The sequence below is a fragment of the Comamonas sp. 26 genome (assembly GCF_002754475.1).
In the GTDB taxonomy this organism is placed as follows: Bacteria; Pseudomonadota; Gammaproteobacteria; order Burkholderiales; family Burkholderiaceae_C; genus Comamonas.
Window position 1 is genome coordinate 1,726,644 of the sequence record NZ_PEFL01000001.1, and the last position, 17,995, is coordinate 1,744,638.

10 protein-coding genes and 1 pseudogene are annotated in these 17,995 nt (G+C 60.6%); 8 read left to right on the top strand and 3 right to left on the bottom strand.

The annotated features are described in order from the left end of the window. The first annotated feature begins 266 nt into the window (after positions 1-266). The 6 genes and pseudogenes from CLU84_RS07955 to CLU84_RS07980 all read left to right on the top strand — a co-directional run bounded on the left by CLU84_RS07955 (position 267) and on the right by CLU84_RS07980 (position 12,223). Complete coding sequence (locus CLU84_RS07955; RefSeq protein ID WP_099737935.1) at positions 267-3,395, top strand: EAL domain-containing protein; 3,129 nt, start codon at positions 267-269, stop codon at positions 3,393-3,395. 49 nt (positions 3,396-3,444) lie between these two features. Next, positions 3,445-3,774: a YnfA family protein gene (locus tag CLU84_RS07960; RefSeq protein ID WP_099736732.1), complete on the top strand. Its 330-nt coding sequence runs from the start codon at positions 3,445-3,447 to the stop codon at positions 3,772-3,774. Between the two features lie 254 nt (positions 3,775-4,028). Continuing rightward, complete coding sequence (smc, locus tag CLU84_RS07965; RefSeq protein ID WP_099736733.1) at positions 4,029-7,556, top strand: chromosome segregation protein SMC; 3,528 nt, start codon at positions 4,029-4,031, stop codon at positions 7,554-7,556. Positions 7,557-7,593: 37 nt separating this feature from the next. Further along, a complete protein-coding gene (locus tag CLU84_RS07970; RefSeq protein WP_099736734.1) occupies positions 7,594-8,952 on the top strand; it encodes a cell division protein FtsZ in 1,359 nt (452 codons plus the stop codon). Positions 8,953-9,013: 61 nt separating this feature from the next. Further along, positions 9,014-11,145 (top strand): annotated as a pseudogene (ligA, locus tag CLU84_RS07975) (NAD-dependent DNA ligase LigA). Between the two features lie 28 nt (positions 11,146-11,173). Further along, positions 11,174-12,223: a patatin-like phospholipase family protein gene (locus CLU84_RS07980; protein WP_099736735.1), complete on the top strand. Its 1,050-nt coding sequence runs from the start codon at positions 11,174-11,176 to the stop codon at positions 12,221-12,223. Positions 12,224-12,393: 170 nt separating this feature from the next. Here the strand turns inward: CLU84_RS07980 and CLU84_RS07985 are convergent, their stop codons facing one another. The 3 genes from CLU84_RS07985 to CLU84_RS07995 form a co-directional block, all read right to left on the bottom strand. Beyond that, positions 12,394-12,744 carry a hypothetical protein gene (locus CLU84_RS07985; protein ID WP_099736736.1) on the bottom strand — a complete coding sequence of 117 codons (351 nt, stop codon included), beginning with the start codon at positions 12,742-12,744 and terminating at the stop codon, positions 12,394-12,396. A 77-nt stretch (positions 12,745-12,821) separates the two neighbouring features. Further along, positions 12,822-13,706 (bottom strand): thiol:disulfide interchange protein DsbG, encoded by an 885-nt coding sequence (dsbG, locus tag CLU84_RS07990; RefSeq protein ID WP_233209969.1) that lies wholly within the window; start codon positions 13,704-13,706, stop codon positions 12,822-12,824. 21 nt (positions 13,707-13,727) lie between these two features. Continuing rightward, positions 13,728-15,155 carry a prolipoprotein diacylglyceryl transferase family protein gene (locus CLU84_RS07995; protein WP_099736737.1) on the bottom strand — a complete coding sequence of 476 codons (1,428 nt, stop codon included), beginning with the start codon at positions 15,153-15,155 and terminating at the stop codon, positions 13,728-13,730. Positions 15,156-15,337: 182 nt separating this feature from the next. Here CLU84_RS07995 and CLU84_RS08000 point away from each other — a divergent pair, with 182 nt between their 5' ends. After that, complete coding sequence (locus CLU84_RS08000; RefSeq protein ID WP_099736738.1) at positions 15,338-16,009, top strand: response regulator; 672 nt, start codon at positions 15,338-15,340, stop codon at positions 16,007-16,009. Next, a complete protein-coding gene (locus CLU84_RS08005; RefSeq protein ID WP_099736739.1) occupies positions 16,009-17,859 on the top strand; it encodes an ATP-binding protein in 1,851 nt (616 codons plus the stop codon). The genes CLU84_RS08000 and CLU84_RS08005 overlap by 1 nt, the downstream gene beginning before the upstream one ends. The last annotated feature ends 136 nt before the right edge of the window (positions 17,860-17,995 follow it).

The following is a 17,995-nucleotide window of genomic DNA, read 5'->3' on the forward strand; positions in this document are numbered from 1 at the left end:
TTGGCACAAATTCTCTGTGGTTTGTAGGAGTATTCTTACAAACCATGACAAAGCTTTGTTGTCGCCGCGGAGACCGCAAGCGTGTTTCAGAGCGTGTCTGTAGCAACTTCATAACTCAGGACTCTTGTGTTTTTGGCATGTCCCCATTTGCGACTCAACCGACGATAAAGGCAGGCCGCCGCTGGCTGGCTCTGCTGGCATTGGCGCTGGGGGTTTCTGGCGGTGCGCTGGGAGCCTGGGTTTTGCACCACCAGCATGAATTGCGCATGGAGAAGCGGCTGCAGTTCAGCGCTGATATGGCGACGCGCTTGCTGGAGCAGCGATTGGCTGACTATGTTCAGCTGCTGACAAGGCTGGCAGAAGATGTGAGCGGTATTGAGGTGCTGAACCAGCAGGTGTTTGCCCAGCATGCGCATGCCCAGCTCAGCCAAAGCTGGTTGGTGGGCCTGCAAGCTCTGAGCCTTACCCGGACCATGGTCGAGGACAAACATGTCAACCTTGAGCAGGGTTCGCAGGCGTTTGAGGTTGCTTATGTCTGGCCATTAGTGGGCAATGAGGCGCTGGTTGGAACCAACGCGCGCCAGCCTGCCGAGGCTTTTCATTCTTTGATGGCGGCCTGGCATTCACGCCAGATGTCCATGTCCGCGCCATTTCGCTTTTTGCAGCTTCCGGGTAGCCCGGATGGGGTGATTTTGCGCATGCCTTTGCGCTCCGTTGCCGATGTCCGCTCTGGCGGTGCGCAGCAACTGATGGGTACGGTGAACGCCAGTATCAGATTGGATGATCTGATCAGAGGGGTGGTGCCAAGCAATCTCTACCCGCAAGTCGCCATGCGCCTGCTGGATGTGAGTCCTGCAGCGTTGCCCAAAAAACCTTTTGTAGTGGGGGGCAGGGATCTCTTGCAGAAGGTGGATACGCTTGGCCAGCCTTCACAGACACTGTTTACTGGAAAATTATGGGAGGCGTCTGAACGCCAGCAGGAGTTTGATTTGATCAAGCCGCTGGAGCGGCAGATACAGGTGAATGACAGGGTCTGGGCGTTGCAGTTCAAGCCCGCGCTCAGCAGTCAGCACAAGCTGGAAAAAATACTGCCCTGGCTGATACTGGCTGCCGGTGTACTTGTTGGTCTGGCGCTGGCCGCCGGGGTTTCGGGCTGGTTGCAGAGCCGTTGGAGTTGGCGCAAGCGCATCAAAGTCAGCGCGCAGGCCCGCCACGAGAGCGATGCACGCTTTCATGCCATGTGCGAGCAGGCCGCCATGGGCGTGATTGAAATGGATGTCGAGACGCGCAGCGTGCTCAAGGTCAATCAGCATCTCTGTCGCATGCTGGGTTACGAGGCCCATGAAATTCATCATTGCAATGCGCTGGATCTGGTAATGCCTGAAGACCAGGCACGTTGTGCACAACTGCTGGAAGGCCTTGATCTGCAGCAGTTTCAGCACAATGCTGCAGAATTCTGCCTGCGTGCCAAGGATGGGTCGCCAGTCTGGGTTGAGCTCAACGCTTTTTTGACGGGCCGGCAAGAGACCAAACGTTTGCAGCTACTGGTGAACGACATCAGCGAGCGCAAGCGGCTGGAGCAAATGGAGCGCTTGGGCCACAAGCAGCTGCGCAACCTGATGCAGAGGCTGCCTGTGGGGGTGGTCATGGAAGACCTGAGCGGTCGCCTTGTTTACTGGAATGAAGAATTCCTGCGCCTGGCGGGCCATGGCGGAAAACCCGGTATCACCACCTTGCAATGGTGGGAATGCATGTTCCCCGACGCGGCGGAGCGTGAGCGCGTGGTTCAGCGCTGGGAGTCTGCCAAAGCCCAGGCCAGCCAGCTGCTGAAGGCACAGCAGGCCGTTCGGGTTGCGGATGATGGCACGGAATGGGAAGAGATCTTTATCCATTCAGCAGCCAGCATGATTGCTGCTCAGCAGCTGGTTCTGACAGGCGTGGATGGTGAGCGCCGCACCGTGGCGGTTAGCGCAGTACTGCAAAACGACGGCTGCCTGATGGTGATGCAGGACCAGAGTCAGCGCATTGCAGCCGAGCAGGAAGTCAAGCGCCTAGCCTTCTACGATGCGCTCACCGCTCTGCCCAACCGCCGCCTGCTGGCGGATCGACTGCAGCATGCGCTGGTTATTGCGCAGCGCAAAGCGCATTTCGGCGGTGTCGTGCTGCTGGATATTGATAACTTTAAGGCCTTTAACGAGACCTATGGTCTTGAGCAGGGCGACTTGCTGCTGCAGGCGCTGAGCCAGCGTATTCTGGGCTTGCTGCCCCCGGGGGCCACGATTGCACGTCAGGGCGGCGATGATTTTGCATTGCTGATTGAAAATCTGGGCGGGGACTCTGTTGCCGCCGCTGCCCGGCTGGAGAAGGAAGCCAATCAATGGCTAACCCGGCTGCGCGAGCCGATGGTGACAGGGGGCGTGACGCACTCCATCACGGTGAGCATGGGCCTTAGCCTGTTTGGCGAGCAGGCGCTGACATCTGAAGAAGTACAGCGGCGCGCCGAAATGGCCATGTACCAAGCCAAGAATCTGGGCCGCAACCTCAGCTGCTTTTTTGACCCGTTGCTGCAATCCGCTCTGCAAGAGCGCCGCTCCATGGAGCATGACATGCGCGCCGGGCTGGAAGCGGGAGAGTTTGAGCTTTACTACCAACCTCAGGTAGAAATGGGCAAAGTGATTGGTGCCGAAGGCCTACTGCGCTGGAAGCACCCAGAAAAAGGCTTTGTGCCACCGGCACAGTTCATTCCTCTGGCAGAGGAAACCGGCGTCATCTTGCCGCTGGGCGAGTGGGTGCTGCAAGCTGCGTGCAAACAGTTGGCGAAATGGGCCAGACACCCGCGTTATAGCCAGCTGGTGCTCGCTGTGAATGTCAGCCCCAAGCAGTTTCATCAGAGTGGCTTTGTCGAGCAGGTGCTCAAGGCGCTGGCCGAGCATGGGGCCAATGCCAAGTTCCTCAAGCTGGAGCTGACCGAAGGCATGCTGCTCTCCGATATGGATGACACCATCGCCAAAATGAACCGCCTGAAGTCGTACGGCATCAGCTTTGCGCTGGATGATTTTGGTACGGGCTACTCGTCCCTGTACTACCTCAAACGTCTGCCGCTTGATCAGCTCAAGATCGACCGCAGCTTTGTGCGCGATGTGCTGACCGACCCTAACGACGGGGTCATCGCCCGGACCATCGTGGGGCTGGCCAAGAGCCTGGGTCTGCATGTCATCGCTGAAGGCGTGGAAACGCAGGCACAGTGCCGCTGTCTGGAAGAGATGCGCTGCTACGCCTGGCAGGGATTTTTGATGAGCCCGCCTGTGGAAGTAGCCGAATTTGAGCGACTGGTGACCTTCGGCAATGTGCCGAGGGCATTGGCACCGGCACTCAGCCCCGCCTCTTTGCGCTAGGCCGTGGCAATGCAGACACAATGCTGGCTTTGCCTGATGAGAGATTTGCGTGCCTGATATCAAGACCCTGCTGCTATTCGCCTTGACTGCTGTTGCCGAAATTGTGGGCTGCTATTTGCCCTGGCTCTGGCTCAAGCAAGGCTGTAGCGCCTGGCTACTGCTCCCTGCCGCAGCCAGTCTGGTGCTGTTTGTCTGGCTGCTGACCTTGCACCCCTCGGCCTCGGGGCGCATCTATGCGGCATATGGCGGCATTTACATCAGTGCGGCACTGGTGTGGCTTTGGCTGGTGGATGGCATCAAGCCCAGTGTCTGGGATATGGGCGGCGTGGCCGTCTGCCTGCTGGGCGCGGGCCTCATTGCATTTCAGCCGCGCGGCTGAGAGTGACGGATTAAATTAAAATACGAATCAAAACTGCGTCAAGCCCATGCCAATCAAGCACAGGCTGCTATGGTTTGTGTGTTTGCCCCAATCTTGGCTGACCATAGGGCAGGGCGCGTTATGATTCCTGCTGTTATCGGTTGCACGCAAGGCTTGGGTTTCTCAAGGCTTTCGTCTGCGCAACCGGTTTTTGCGTTTCTGCTTTCCCCCACACAAAGCCTTCACAGGCCAGCCTCTAGACCGACCCTGACACCGTGCGCCTGAATACCATCAAGCTCTCCGGCTTCAAATCCTTTGCCGAGCCCACCAATTTCGTTCTGCCCGGGCAGATGGTCGGCGTGGTGGGCCCTAACGGTTGCGGCAAATCCAACATCATGGATGCGGTGCGCTGGGTGCTGGGCGAGAGCAAGGCCAGCGAGCTGCGTGGCGAGTCCATGCAGGACGTGATCTTCAACGGCACAACGCACCGTAAGCCGTCGAGTCGCGCCAGTGTTGAGCTGTCGTTCGACAACAGCGATCACCGTGCCGGCGGTCAGTGGGGGCAGTTTGGCGAAATTGCTGTCAAGCGCGTTCTCACGCGTGACGGCAACAGCAGCTACTTCATCAATAACCAGCCCGTGCGTCGACGAGACGTTCAGGACGTGTTTCTGGGCACCGGGCTTGGCCCGCGCGCCTACGCCATCATTGGCCAGGGCACGATCAGCCGCATCATCGAGTCGCGCCCGGAAGAGCTGCGTCTGTTCCTCGAAGAAGCGGCCGGGGTTTCCAAATACAAGGAGCGCCGACGTGAGACGGAAAACCGCCTCTCGGCCACGACCGAGAACCTCACCCGTGTGGAAGACATTCTGCGCGAGCTCAACGCCAATCTCGATAAATTGGAAAAGCAGGCCGAAGTTGCGGCCAAATACAACGGCCTGAACGCCCAGGTCACGCTCAAGCAGCAGCAGCTGTGGTTTATGAAGCGTGCCGAAGCCGAGGGTGAGCAAGACCGCGTGCGTGTTGAAGGTCTCAAGGTCGTCAATGAGCTGGAAGAGCGCATGGCCGATATCCGCAACAACGAGAGCGGACTCGAAACCCTGCGCCAGTCGCATTACGACGCCAGCGATCAGGTCAACCAGTCGCAAAGCAAGCTATACGAAGCCACGGCCGAAGTCGGCAAGCTGGAAGCCGAAATTCGTTACGTGGTCGAAGGCCGCCAGCGCGTGCAGCAACGCCTGCAGCAGCTGGCCGAGCAATTGCTGCTGTGGAGCAGCCGCAGCGAAGAGGCTCAGGGCGAGATTGAGAACATCGAAGGTGCAGGCATGGATGCCGAAGAGCAGGCCGAAATGCTGGCCGCTCAGCTCGAAGAGCAAAGCATCCGCCTGCCCGACCTGGAAGATGCGCTGCGCAATGCGCAAAAGGCCGACTCGGACCAGCGCGGCTCTGTTGTGCAGGTGCAGCAGCAAATTCAGGTGCTGGCCGCCGAGCAGCGCAGCCTGGATGAGCAGCGCCGTCAGTTTGAAACCCGTTACGAGCGCTTGCGCGCCGACCGCAATGCGCTGGAAACGCCCGACGAAGCGCGCTTGAGCAATTTGCAGACGCAACTGGCTGAAGCGCAGGAATTGGCCGAGATGGCCGATGCCGTGCTCAACGAGCTGCAAGACAGCGTGCCCCAGCTGGACGAAGACCGCCGCACTCGCCAGCAAACCGTGAATGCCGAAAGCAGCCGCCACTCTGACCTGTCGGCGCGGCTGGAAGCGCTCAAGGCGTTGCAGGAAAAAGTCAAGACCGACGGCAAACTCCAGCCTTGGTTGGCCAAGCATGGCCTTGAAGGCATGCAGGGCCTGTGGAGCCGCATCGCCATTGAATCTGGCTGGGAAAATGCGCTGGAAGCCGCACTGCGCGAGCGCCTTGGGGCTTTGGAAGTCGGCCGCCTTGATATGGTGCGCGGCTTTTTGGGCTCGGGTGGGCAAGATGCACCGCCAGCCCGTCTGGCTTTTTTCAGCACCGCACAAGCAGCTGGAGCATCGTCCACGGCTCGCTTTGCCCGTCTGAGCGATCTGCTCAAGATCAACGACGCCGGTCTGCGCGCCGTCTTGGTGGACTGGCTCTCGGGCTGCTACACCGCACCCTCACTCGATGAAGCGCTGGCCAAGCGCGCTGAGCTGCAGGCCGGTGAAACCATTTATGTGCCCACGGGCCACGCCGTGACTGCGCACAGCGTGACGTTTTATGCGCAGGACTCCGAGCAGTCGGGCCTCTTGGCACGCGCGCAGGAAATTGAGCATCTCGAAAAAGAAGTACGCGCCCAGGTGCTGATTGCAGACGAGTCGCGCTCGGCACTGGTGCGGGCCGAAAGCGCCTATGCCGATGCCTCGCAGCGTCTGATAGCCGCTCGCCGCGAAGCCACTGAGTCGCAAGGCCGTGCGCATGAGCTGCAGGTCGAGACCCTGCGCCTGTCGCAACTGGCCGAACAAGCCCGTGCGCGCAATGCCCAAATCTCTTCCGATCTGTCCGAGGTCGAGGTCCAGCTCTCCGATATCGAAGAGCGCAAGATTTCTGCCGAAGGCCGCTTTGAAGAGCTGGACATGCAGCTGGCCGATAGCCAGGAGCGCCACGCCCAGCTGGGCGACCGCGTGCTCGAAGCCGAGCGCCGCCTGAACGAATCACGCGAGCAACTGCGCACGCTGGAGCGTCAATCCCAGGAAGCCACCTTCTCACAGCGCACTTTGCATGCCCGTCGAGGTGAGCTGTCGCGCACCATTGAGACGGCCAGTCAGCAAGCCAAGTCGCTGGCCGAAGAGCAGAAGCGGGCACAAGACGAGCTGACGCGCCTGACCGATGCCGCGGCCCAAGGTGGCCTGCAGGATGCGCTGGACTTGAAAATGCAGCGCGAAAAAGACGTGGCCCAGCGCCGCAGCGAATATGAAGACCTGACCAACAAGCTGCGCGCCAGCGATGAGCGCCGCCAGAGCCTTGAAAAAGCGCTGGACCCTCTGCGCCAGCGCATTACCGAATTTCAGCTCAAGGAGCAGGCCGCGCGTCTGGGTCTTGAGCAGTACAGCAATCTGCTGACCGAAGCCAATGCCGATCTGGCCGCCGTCTCGCAGTCCATCGCCGAGGGCAATGTGCGTATGCACGGCTTGCAGGGTGAAATTGACCGCCTGCACCGCGAAATTGCCGCTCTGGGCGCCGTCAACTTGGCTGCGCTCGATGAGCTGACGCTGGCCCGAGAGCGCAAGACCTTCCTTGATGCGCAGATGGACGACCTGACCCAGGCCATGCAGACGCTGGAAGACGCCATCCGCAAGATTGACGCCGAAACGCGTGATCTGCTGACCGGCACGTTTGACATCGTTAACCAGCACTTTGGCCGCATGTTCCCCGAGCTGTTTGGCGGGGGGCAGGCCAAGCTGGTGATTACCGGCGATGAAATTCTGGATGCCGGCGTGCAGGTGATTGCCCAGCCTCCCGGCAAGAAGAACCAGACGATTCACCTGCTCTCGGGCGGGGAGAAGGCGCTCACGGCGATCGCGCTGGTGTTTGCCATTTTTCAGCTCAACCCTGCGCCTTTCTGTTTGCTCGATGAGGTGGACGCGCCGCTGGACGATGCCAATACCGAACGCTATGCCAAGCTGGTCCACAGCATGAGCAAGAGCACACAGTTCCTGTTCATCAGCCACAACAAGATTGCCATGGAAATGGCGGAGCAGTTGATCGGCGTGACCATGCAGGAGCAGGGTGTTTCACGAATTGTTGCAGTGGACATGGAGTCCGCACTGTCCATGGCTGAGCTATCCTGAGCTTGGTTGCCACTTTTTTGAAGAACTGTTTTCTCACATGAGTAATTTGCAAATCAGTCTGGCTGTTCTGGGTGTGGTGCTCTTGGCTCTGATCGTTGCCTACAACTCCTGGTCTGCGCGCCGCAATGCGCCCAAGCGCGCAGAGCCCGTCGAGGAAAGCGCCGATCCGCAGCGCTATGAGCCTGGTATGAACACCGTTGGCCATGGTGCCGATCTGACCAAGTACCAAAGTGAGCCCGTGCTGGGCGACTTTGGTCAGGCCATTCCCGGCTCCGACCCCGTACAGATGCCCGAGCCGGGTGGCCGCTTTGCCGAAGCCGATGCGGAGCTGGCTCGCTTGGTGGCCCGCGAAGCGCATGAAGAAGCCCAGCGCCAGGAAGCTCTGGCTCAACATGCGTCTGATCAGATTGAGCCAGAAGGCGAGGTCACCGCCCAGCGCACCGATGCCGAGATTGCCGCAGTCACGACTCAGGCCGCGCCTGCGCCCAAGCCACTCAAGGCCGACCCAGTGGAGCCGGTGCTGACCGCTGAGTCTTTGTCCGTTTCCATTCCGCCTGCATCGTCGGTAGAGCGCCGTGGCCATCTCGATGAGCTGATCGACGCGATCACTCCCATCACCGTGGCGCAGATGGTGCCCGGTGAAGTGGCGCTGCAGGCCCAGCCCAGCACACGCCGTGCGGGCAACAAGCCGTTTGCCATTGAAGGCATGAATCAGGACAGCAAACAGTGGGAGCCTTTGCAGGCCGGTCAGCGCTATCTGGGCTTTCAGGCCGGTGTGCAACTGGCCAACCGCACAGGCTCGCTCAATGAGATTGAATTTTCGGAATTTGTCACCAAGATTCAGCGCTTTGCCGATGCACTGGGTGCCATGGTTGATGTGCCTAATATGCTCAATGAAGTCTCTCGCGGCCGTGAGCTGGACCAGTTCGCCAGCGAGCACGATGCGCAGCTGAGCTTCATGCTGCGCGCCCGTCAGGCCTCGTGGAGCGCTGGCTATGTGCAGCAAAACGCACAGCGTCTGGGCTTTGTCACGACGCCCATGCCCGGCCGCATGCTGCTGCAGTCGCCTATTCATGGCCTGCCTCCCGTGTTGGTACTCAGCTACGACCCGCAGGCCGCCATGGGCGATGACCTCGATCAGTCCGTAGTGCGTGAATTTTTGCTGAGCCTTGACGTCGCCCAGGTGCCGCGCGGCCAGCAGCCGTTTGTGCGACTGCGCCAGGTGGCCGAGCAGCTGTGCCAGACCATGGACGGCGTACTGTGCGACCAGAACGGCTACCTGCTGCCTGTGTCCGCGCTGGACCCGATTCAGCATGACCTGGAGCTGCTCTACGACAAGCTCGACAGCCGTGAACTGTCAGCAGGATCGCTTCTCGCCAGAAGGCTTTTCAGCTAAATAACAAGGCCAACGATGTTGGCCTTTTTCATCTCAGACCTTGAATTGCAGCGGGATGCGTATGACCGAGAATTTAGACCTTTTTTCCGCTGAACCTCAGGATTCAAAAGCGCCGGCAGCTAAGAAAACAGGAATTCCTGAAAGCGTGCTCGCCAAGGTGGCGCAGCTGCGCGCTCAGCTTAACCAATGGGCGCACGAATACTATGTGCAGGATGCGCCCACGGTGCCTGATGGCGAGTACGACCGCGTCTATCAGCAGTTGCAGGCGCTGGAAGGTGTCTACCCGGAACTCATCACCCCTGACTCGCCCACACAGCGCGTGATTGGTGCGGTGCTCGATGGGCTGGCGCCCGTGCGCCATGCCGTGCCCATGCTCAGCATTCAGACCGAAACCGATAACGAGGCCACAGGTGCCATCGCTTTCGACCAGCGCGTTCGCAAAGAGTTGGAACTGACAGAGTTCGACCCTGCTGTGGAATATGTGGCCGAGCCCAAGTTCGACGGTCTGGCCATGAACCTGCGCTATGAAAACGGCTTGCTGGTGCAGGCCACCACGCGTGGTGACGGGGAGGTGGGCGAGGATGTGACTCACAACATTCGCACCATTCGCCAGATTCCGCTGTGCCTGCCCGCTGACCAGAATGTGCCGCCCGTGGTGGAGGTGCGTGGCGAGGTGCATATGGCCAAGGCCGATCTGGACAAGCTCAACGCACGGCAGCAGGCTGCCGGGGCCAAGACCTTTGCCAACCCGCGCAATGCGGCAGCGGGATCGGTACGCCAGCTGGACTCGAATATTGCAGCGCAGCGCCCGCTCTCATTCTTTGCCTATGGCTTGGGGGAGATCACCCCCCCGAGCAGGGCGGCCCGGACTTTGGCACCCACTACGCCATGCTGCAGACGCTGAAATCATGGGGATTTCCGGTTGCACCGCAGGTCTGTATTGCGGTGGGTGCTTCTGAATTGGTAGCGTTTCACCAGCGCATCGGTGCTGAACGCGCCAATCTGCCCTATGAGATTGATGGCGTGGTCTACAAGGTCAACAGCCTAGCCTTGCAGCGCCAGCTGGGCTTTAAGTCGCGCGAGCCGCGCTGGGCCGTGGCCCACAAATACCCGGCGCAAGAGATGCCTACGTTGATGGAAGCCATCGACGTGCAAGTGGGCCGCACCGGCAAGCTCACCCCCGTGGCGCGTCTGGCACCCGTGCAAGTCGGCGGAGTGGTGGTAACCAATGCCACGCTGTCTAACCTGTTCGATATCCGCAAAAAAGGCGTGCGCGTGGGCGATATGGTCATCGTGCGCCGCGCCGGCGATGTGATTCCCGAGGTGGCTGGCAGGGTGCCTGGCGTTCGTCCGGTTTACGTACCCAACTTCCGCATGCCCAAGACTTGCCCCATCTGCGGCAGTGAAGTGGTGCGTGAAAAAGGCGAGGCCAACCACCGCTGCACGGGCGGCCTGTTCTGTGCTGCGCAGCGCAAAGAGGCCATCCTGCACTTCGCTCACCGCCGTGCCATGGACATTGAAGGCCTTGGCGGCAAGCTGGTCGATCAGCTCGTCGATGCGCAGGTGGTGCGCGTGCTGCCTGACCTCTACAAGCTGGGCCTGACGTCGCTGGCGGCGCTGGATCGCATGGCGGTCAAATCGGCCCAGAACGTGCTGGATGCACTGGAAAAATCCAAGCGCACGACGCTGCAGCGTTTTCTGTTTGGCCTGGGGATTCGCAATGTGGGCGAATCCACGGCCAGAGATCTGGCCAAGCATTTCGGCACGCTTGACGCCATCATGGACGCCAGCGTTGAAGCGCTTCTGCAAGTCAAAGACGTGGGCCCTGTGGTGGCCGACAGCATTCACACCTTTTTTGCCCAGCCCCATAACCGCGAAGTGGTGGAGCAGCTGCGCGCCTGCGGTGTGAACTGGGAAGAGGGCGCGCCTGCTGAAAAAGCGCCGCAGATTCTGGCGGGACTGACAGTGGTGCTGACCGGCACCTTGCCCACGCTGGGCCGCGATACCGCCAAAGATATGCTGGAAGCGGCAGGTGCCAAGGTCTCTGGCTCAGTCAGCAAAAAGACCAGCTATGTGGTGGCCGGTGCTGAGGCGGGCAGCAAGCTGGCCAAGGCCGAAGAGCTGGGCGTGCCCGTGCTGGATGAGGCAGGCATGCTGGCGCTGCTGGCAGGCGAGAAGCCTGTGTCATCTTGAAAAGCGCTGAGTGCGGTAGAAAGCAAGCATGAATAAATTGCGACGCAAACCGGTTGTGGGTCTGGCATTGGGCAGTGGCTCGGCCCGTGGCTGGGCGCATTTTGGTGTGCTGCATGCGCTGCGCGAGGCCGGAATCAGCCCTGACATCATCTGCGGCACATCCATAGGCTCGCTGGTCGGCGCAACCTATGCAGCGGGCGAGGTGGATGCGTTTGAGAGCTGGGTGCTGGGCCTTGGAAAGCGCAAGGTGTTCGGCTTCATGGATTTCAACCTGGGCGGTGGTCTGCTCAAGGGCGAGAAGATCATCGACTTCTGGCGCGAGAACTTTGTGCAGGAAACCATGGAAGAGCTGGGCGCTCCGTTTGGCTGCGTGGCCACCGACCTGCAGACAGGTGCCGAGGTCTGGTTGCGCAAAGGCTCGATTGCAGAGGCAGTGCGCGCCTCCATCGCTCTGCCCGGCTTGTTTACGCCCTCCACACACGATGGGCGTTTGCTGGTTGATGGCGGGCTGGTCAACCCTGTGCCTGTGTCGCTGGCGCGGGCCATGGGGGCTGACATTGTGATTGCTGTCGATCTGAACGCTGACATCATGCGCAAGCACATAAAGCCCGTGGACATGAGTGAGACCGATCTCAAGATTCATGCCCGCGAGGTCAGGGCGTCGCAGACGCAGCTTGACGAAGACGATGAGCCGCCGCTGCCGCTTGGGCAAATTCCTGAGGCGCTGGCCGCCCATGCTTCCCCTGCGGGCTGGTCGGGCAAGTGGAAGAGCAGTATGACCAGTGTGAAGACCATGTCATCGTCAGTCATGCGTATGGGCCGTAAGGACGAGAGCGAGGCGGAAGAAGACGATTCACCGCGCATTCCCTCGCTGCTCAATGTGGTGATGGCCAGCGTCAACATCATGCAGATGCGCATTACGCGCAGCCGTATGGCGGGCGACCCGGCCGAAGTGCTGATTGCGCCGCGCCTCTCGCATGTCGGGCTGATGGATTTTCACCGTGGGCGCGAGTCCATCGACGAGGGCTATGCAGCGACGCAGCTGGTGCTGCCTGCGCTCAAAGGCTGGGGGCTGTAGAGCAGTCTTGCTCCTGAGCATAAAAAAGACGCTTTCAAGGCGTCTTTTTTATGTTCAAGATACAGAATTACTCGCCGATGTTGTCGGTAGGAAAGCGCAGCGATTCGCGCAGCAGATAAGGCATGGGGAGCTCAAGGTTAATGCCTTGCGAGCCGTTAAAAGTAGAGGCGTTAGCTGCGGATATAGGTCCAGCCTGCTTGCTGCATGCAGGCAATGGCTTCCACGGCGCCCATGGGCAGTACCTGAATGTTCTCGGGTGCGGTGACTCCGTTGTTCTTCAGTGTGTTGGGGCACAGCAGAACATGCGCCAGGGCAGGGCCCATGTCATCGGGCTGGTCGAGCACGGCTTGCACGGCCTGAGCGTTGACCACGATCCAGATCTGCAGCGCAGGGTGGGCTGCCGTCAAATTCTTGAAGTTGCCGCGTGCACGCGCCAGTGCTTGCGGAGTGGGGGCATGCAGCACCACGCGGGTGTCGGGGTGTAGGGCAGGAAGCAGGGAATTCCAGTCGGGTTGGCTCATGGTGTGCAGTCAGAGTTTGCTACTGGGATGATAGCTTCTAGCGCTTTTTGAGTATGGGCTACAGGCCTTTTTGGCTCTTATGGTGCGGTTGTGCCCATCACACTGTTCAGCAGCCCGGGCGGCATGCCGGTGCGCGTCTGTACCAGTCCCTGTGCGTTTTTCCAGATGGTTGCGGGTGTGGCGCGCAGACCCATGCTGTTCATCAGTGAGACATTGTTGACCAGCGCATCACGGGCAGACAGGGGAATGCGTTGCAGGGGCGCAATGCCCAGTGTGTCGGGGTTCTTGCCGCTGGCATCGGCATAGGCCAGCGCATGGCTGGCCAGTGCTTGCTCGGGGGATTTCGCGGCCAGAATGGCGGCGGCCTTGCCCTGGCTGCTGGGGCGCAGTATGCCCACCAGAATATGGCGCAGCTGCAGCTGGCCTGATTGCACCATAGGCCGCGCGTCGCGCCACAGCTGGTTGCAGTAGGGGCAGTTGGGGTCGGTGAAGACATAGGCAATCTGCGGTGCGTCGGGCTTGCCGTCGCCAATCCAGTGCGTGCCCTCCAGATCACTCCACAGTTGCTGGCCCATGGGCTTTTGCACGGCGCTCTGCAATGTCTTGGCGTTGACGTCCTTGCCCTGCGCATCAATGACTGTGCCTATCACCCAGTGCTTGCCGTCGGGCAGGCGGTAGATGGGAATGGGCTGCTGGTCGCGGTAGGCCGCCCATGCCTTGAGACCACCGGCAGATGGCATGGGGCCGGCGATGGTCAGGCCTTGCTCGGCCAGAAAGTGCGCCGAAGGCAGCTCGCCCGCGGTGCTGGTGATCTCTGGTTTATCGCTCGTCTTCGTCGAGGCGATGGCGTCATGTGCATAGGCCACGGCGACCAGCGTGGCGGCAGCGGCTGCGGCAATAGGAATCAGCAGGGGGGATGACTGGCGAAGCTTGGACAGGAAGCTGGGCAACTGGCGGGGCACGATAAAAATCTCCGTTTTTAGTTATTGCTTATCAGGGCTATGTTCGCGGGGCGCTATGACTCGTAGCTGCTCGGCAAGGCTGGCGCGAGATAGCTCGCCCATGCGCATGCCTTTGAGCTGCCCGCTGGCGTCATAAAAATACGTCGAGGGCAGACCGCGCTGCTGCCAGTGCTGGCTGGCGAGCTGCTGCGGGTCCAGCAGCACCTGGGCGGCTGGCAAGGGCATGGTCTGCAAGTAGCGCATGACTTTGGTAGCGTCTTCGCCCTGATTGATCCAGATAAAGCGCACGCCGGGGTGCTCTTTCTGGGCCTGCGCCAGCACCGGCATCTCGCGTTTGCAGGGCGGGCACCAGCTGGCCCAGAGGTTGATGACCAGGGGCTGACCTTTGTAACTGCTCAAATCCAGGGTCTGCGCGGCGGCATTCACAAAAGGCGTGCTGGGCAAGGCCATGTTTTGAGTGGCAGGCCAGGTACGCATTGTGTATCCAGCTATCACTATCAGAGCGCCCAAAGCCAGCGCCTGCAAGCTGCCGCGGCGCAAAGCGGCTTGCTTGCGGGTGCGCCACAGTGCCCAGAGTAGGGCGGCAAGCACGCCGGCCCAGAGATTCCAGCCGCCATCGCGGATATCGAGCATGCGCAGCAGGCCACTCAGGTGATCGGCCGTGCTTTCACCCCAGTACTCGGGCCACCACTGCGCCACATAGGCCAGTCGCGCGCCCAGCAAACCGGCAATCGTGGCCTGCAGCAGGGCCGATTCCACCGGCTGGCCACTGCGCAGTTGCTGGCGTCTGGCCCACCACTGGCTGGCAAACAAGGCCATAAACACAATCAGCGCCATGGTGGGCAGGGCGACCGGGCCTAGCAAAACGCTAGGGGGCAGAGCCAGCCAATGTGTGGCGGATTGCGGTGGGGCGCTGGCGGGGGCCATGTTTTCGGGTTCGGTATCCAAGCTCAAGCGCAGTTGCTGCGCAGTCACGCTGGCTTGCTGCGGCTGGTAGCACACGCCAATTTCCGCGCAGCCCTGCCATTGCAGCTGCAGCGGCCATTGTTCTGCTCGGGTAGGCAAGGCTGCCTGCACTGTGAGCTGTTGGTGAAAAACCTGCACCTGGCCAAAAAAGGCATCCGTCAGTGCTTCGCCTTGTGGAATGTTGGCATTCAGGCTCTGGCCCTGCGCATCGCTGATGCGAATCTGATCGCGGTAAAGGTAGTAGCCGGGCGCAATCTGCCAGTTGAGGGTGAGCTGCTTGTCTTCTGTTTTATCTTCGGTTTTGATAGCGCTGAGCGCAGGTGGCAAAAGGATGAAAGCCTGCTCCGCATTCAAAACATCGGTCTGCGCGCTGTCTGCCTGGCTATTGAGGCTAGGAATGCTCAAAGGCTGAGCCAATGCAGCAGCCCCGGTCAGCAACAGAGCTGAAAGCAGGGCGGTGGCGGCGGAAAGGCGTGGACGCATGAGCGGGTGAACATTGAAAGACAGAGTGAATAAGCCGGTAATCTTGGGCGCAAGGGATTAAGTCGCGGTTAACGCTGGGAAAACCTAAATCTGCGATGCTGATCACTTTTGACGAATAGGCACGTAACTTGCGCTTACTCACCTCAAGAGGTGCTGCTAGCCAGAGTTTCGTGGTGACGACGATGCATGTGCTGTTAGTGGAAGATAACGCTTTGGTCGCCAGCGGGGTCAAGGCGGGCCTGCAGTTACAGGGCTTTGGTGTCGATGTGGTGGGCTGCGCCAGTCAGGCAGATGCGGCCATCAAATCATCGCACTTTGATGTGTGTGTGCTGGACCTGGGCCTGCCCGACGAGGACGGCCTGCACCTGCTGGCGCGCTGGCGCAGTCAGGGCCTTGAGCTGCCCGTGCTGGTACTGACCGCACGCGATGCGGTGGGTCAGCGCATTGAAGGTCTGCAAACGGGTGCAGACGATTATTTGGTCAAACCCTTTGATCTGCATGAGCTGGCTGCACGCCTGCATGCGCTGCTGCGCCGTGCGGCGGGCCGGTCTGTGGACTGGATTGTGCTGGGCGATGTCAAGGTCGATCTGGCTGCCGGGCAGGCTGTGCGTGAGGGGCAGGCGGTCGATTTGTCGCGCCGCGAATGGGCTTTGCTGCGGGCGCTGCTGCAGTCGCCGGGCCGCGTGCTCAATCTGGAGCAACTGCGCGACAGCCTCTATGGCTACAGTCTTGATGTGGAGAGCAATGCCGTGAATGTGCATGTGCATCATCTGCGCCGCAAGCTGGGTACGGACATTGTGGAGACGGTGCGCGGCGTGGGCTTTCGCCTGGGGCGCATTCAAGGCGGTAACTGATGCGTAGTTTGCGGGTTCGACTGCTGGTCTGGCTGTGTCTGGCGCTGTGTACGCTCTGGGGCGGTGTCGCTACCTGGATGTTTACCGGCATGCGCCACGAGCTGCGCTCGGTGCTGGATGACAGACTGATTGCATCGGCCCGCATGGTGGCGGGCATCGTCCACCAGTTCAAACCGCAAAACGCCAGCCCTGAAGACTGGGGGCCCATGCTCAACGTGGTCGCGCGGGATGGCGTGGCCTGTGAGGTCAGCATGATTCGCAGTGAAGTGCATACAGCACCTTCGCCAGCAGCTATCAGTACTGAAGCACCTAATACTGAGACGGTTCATACGGAAGATGGCACGGCAATGCCTGCGGCGCTGATTCCGGCGTCTCCGCTGGCGTTGCCGCGCAGCAATGTGGGTGGTCATGCTGGAGACAGGGCCGGAGATAAGCTTGGAGACAAGGCGCAGCCCGTGCAGATGCCGGAAGCGGCCGAACCCGATGATTCGCAGGTACTGGCTCGCACGGCCGGTGCGCCCAGCTTTCAGGCACCGCTGCCGCTGGGCTTTTCTACCGTCATCAAAGGAGGGCGCCCGTGGCGCACCTATGTGCTGGAAGATCACGGTGTGCGCATTGCCACGGCTGACCGCATTGATGTGCGCGAGGGGCTGATCTACGGCTTTGCCTACACCATAATCCTGCCCTTTTTGCTGGCGCTGCTGGCCAGCATGGTGCTGATGTGGTGGGGGGTGACGCGGGGCCTGCGGCCACTGGAGTCGCTGCGCCAAGAACTCAGCCTGCGCCCGCCCGGCGATGATTCGCCCGTGGCGCAAGGCCGTCAGGTCAAAGAACTGGCGCCGCTGGTGCAGACCATTAATCATTTGCTGCAGCGCGTGCACAGCGCGCTGGAGCGCGAGCGCCGCTGGACGGATGATGCCGCCCATGAGCTACGCACGCCGCTGACGGCGGTTAAGACCCATGTGCAAGTTGCTCAGATGGCCGTGGCCAGCGTGGGCGCGCAGACCATGCAATGGCAGATGACCCATGATGCGCTGGAACAGGCAGGTGAGGGCGTGGTGCATTTGCAGCACACGCTGGAGCAGTTGCTGCTGCTGGCGCGACTCGATTGCCAACCTGCGGGTGACGAGGCCGATGAAGGCAGCGACACAGGTCGCATGGTCTGCGGCTCTGAGCCTGCCTGCGCCTGGGAGGCGCTGGAGAAAGCCTGGAGTCTGGCCGCTACGGCCATTCCCTCGGGTCAGCAGCGTCTGCGCTGGCTGCCAGGGCAGGTGCAGGGCGACGCTCGGCTGGAGGATTTGCGGGTGGTTGTGCCCCAGCCTCTGCTGATTTCGGCACTGCGCAATCTGATCGAAAATGCCTTGCGCTATGGGCAGGTGGCGGGGCAGGATCAGGCGGATTTCCCCGTGTCGTTGGGTATGCGCTATCTCAAGCATCTCAAGCGTTCTTTCAAGCAACTGCCGGTAGATGCTGATGGCTTAGCGGATACGGCTTTGCCAAGGCCTGCGCGCATTGCGGGATATGTGGAATTCATCGTGCTCGATCAAGGACCGGGTTTGAGCCGCGAGGATTGCGCCCTAGCCACACAGCGCTTCTGGCGCAAGCAGCATCAGGCGCATGGCAGCGGGCTGGGGCTGGCCATTGTTCAGCGCATTGCCCAGTGCAGCGGTGGTGTCCTGGAGCTGCAGCCACTGGCGCAGTGGCTGCAGCAAGGTGATGCGAGCGACTGGTTTTCTGGTGCCTCTATGCCATCTGCTGCATCTGCAGCTCCAACAGGGCTGGTGGTGCGGCTTTACCTGCCGGTCGTGGCCTGCAATGCAGGGCTTGATAAGGGTATGGATACACCCTGAGACCGGATTTGTAGCCGATTGTTCCAAGCATTAATTGGCTCTTAATCTTATATAAGTATCTTCGGGGTATGCGCTTGCTGTCATGGGCTTCTACGTCCTTGACATCACCGTCCAGACGTCGGCGCTTGCACCAGCC

Bases quoted from the DNA above. Each gene is read 5' to 3' on its own strand.
- CLU84_RS07955 (WP_099737935.1), top strand. From the start codon at position 267: ATGGAGAAGCGGCTGCAGTTCAGCGCTGATATGGCGACGCGCTTGCTG.
- CLU84_RS07970 (WP_099736734.1), top strand. From the start codon at position 7,594: ATGAGTAATTTGCAAATCAGTCTGGCTGTTCTGGGTGTGGTGCTCTTG.
- CLU84_RS07980 (WP_099736735.1), top strand. From the start codon at position 11,174: ATGAATAAATTGCGACGCAAACCGGTTGTGGGTCTGGCATTGGGCAGT.
- CLU84_RS07985 (WP_099736736.1), bottom strand. From the start codon at position 12,744: ATGAGCCAACCCGACTGGAATTCCCTGCTTCCTGCCCTACACCCCGAC.
- CLU84_RS07995 (WP_099736737.1), bottom strand. From the start codon at position 15,155: ATGCGTCCACGCCTTTCCGCCGCCACCGCCCTGCTTTCAGCTCTGTTG.
- CLU84_RS08000 (WP_099736738.1), top strand. From the start codon at position 15,338: ATGCATGTGCTGTTAGTGGAAGATAACGCTTTGGTCGCCAGCGGGGTC.
- CLU84_RS08005 (WP_099736739.1), top strand. From the start codon at position 16,009: ATGCGTAGTTTGCGGGTTCGACTGCTGGTCTGGCTGTGTCTGGCGCTG.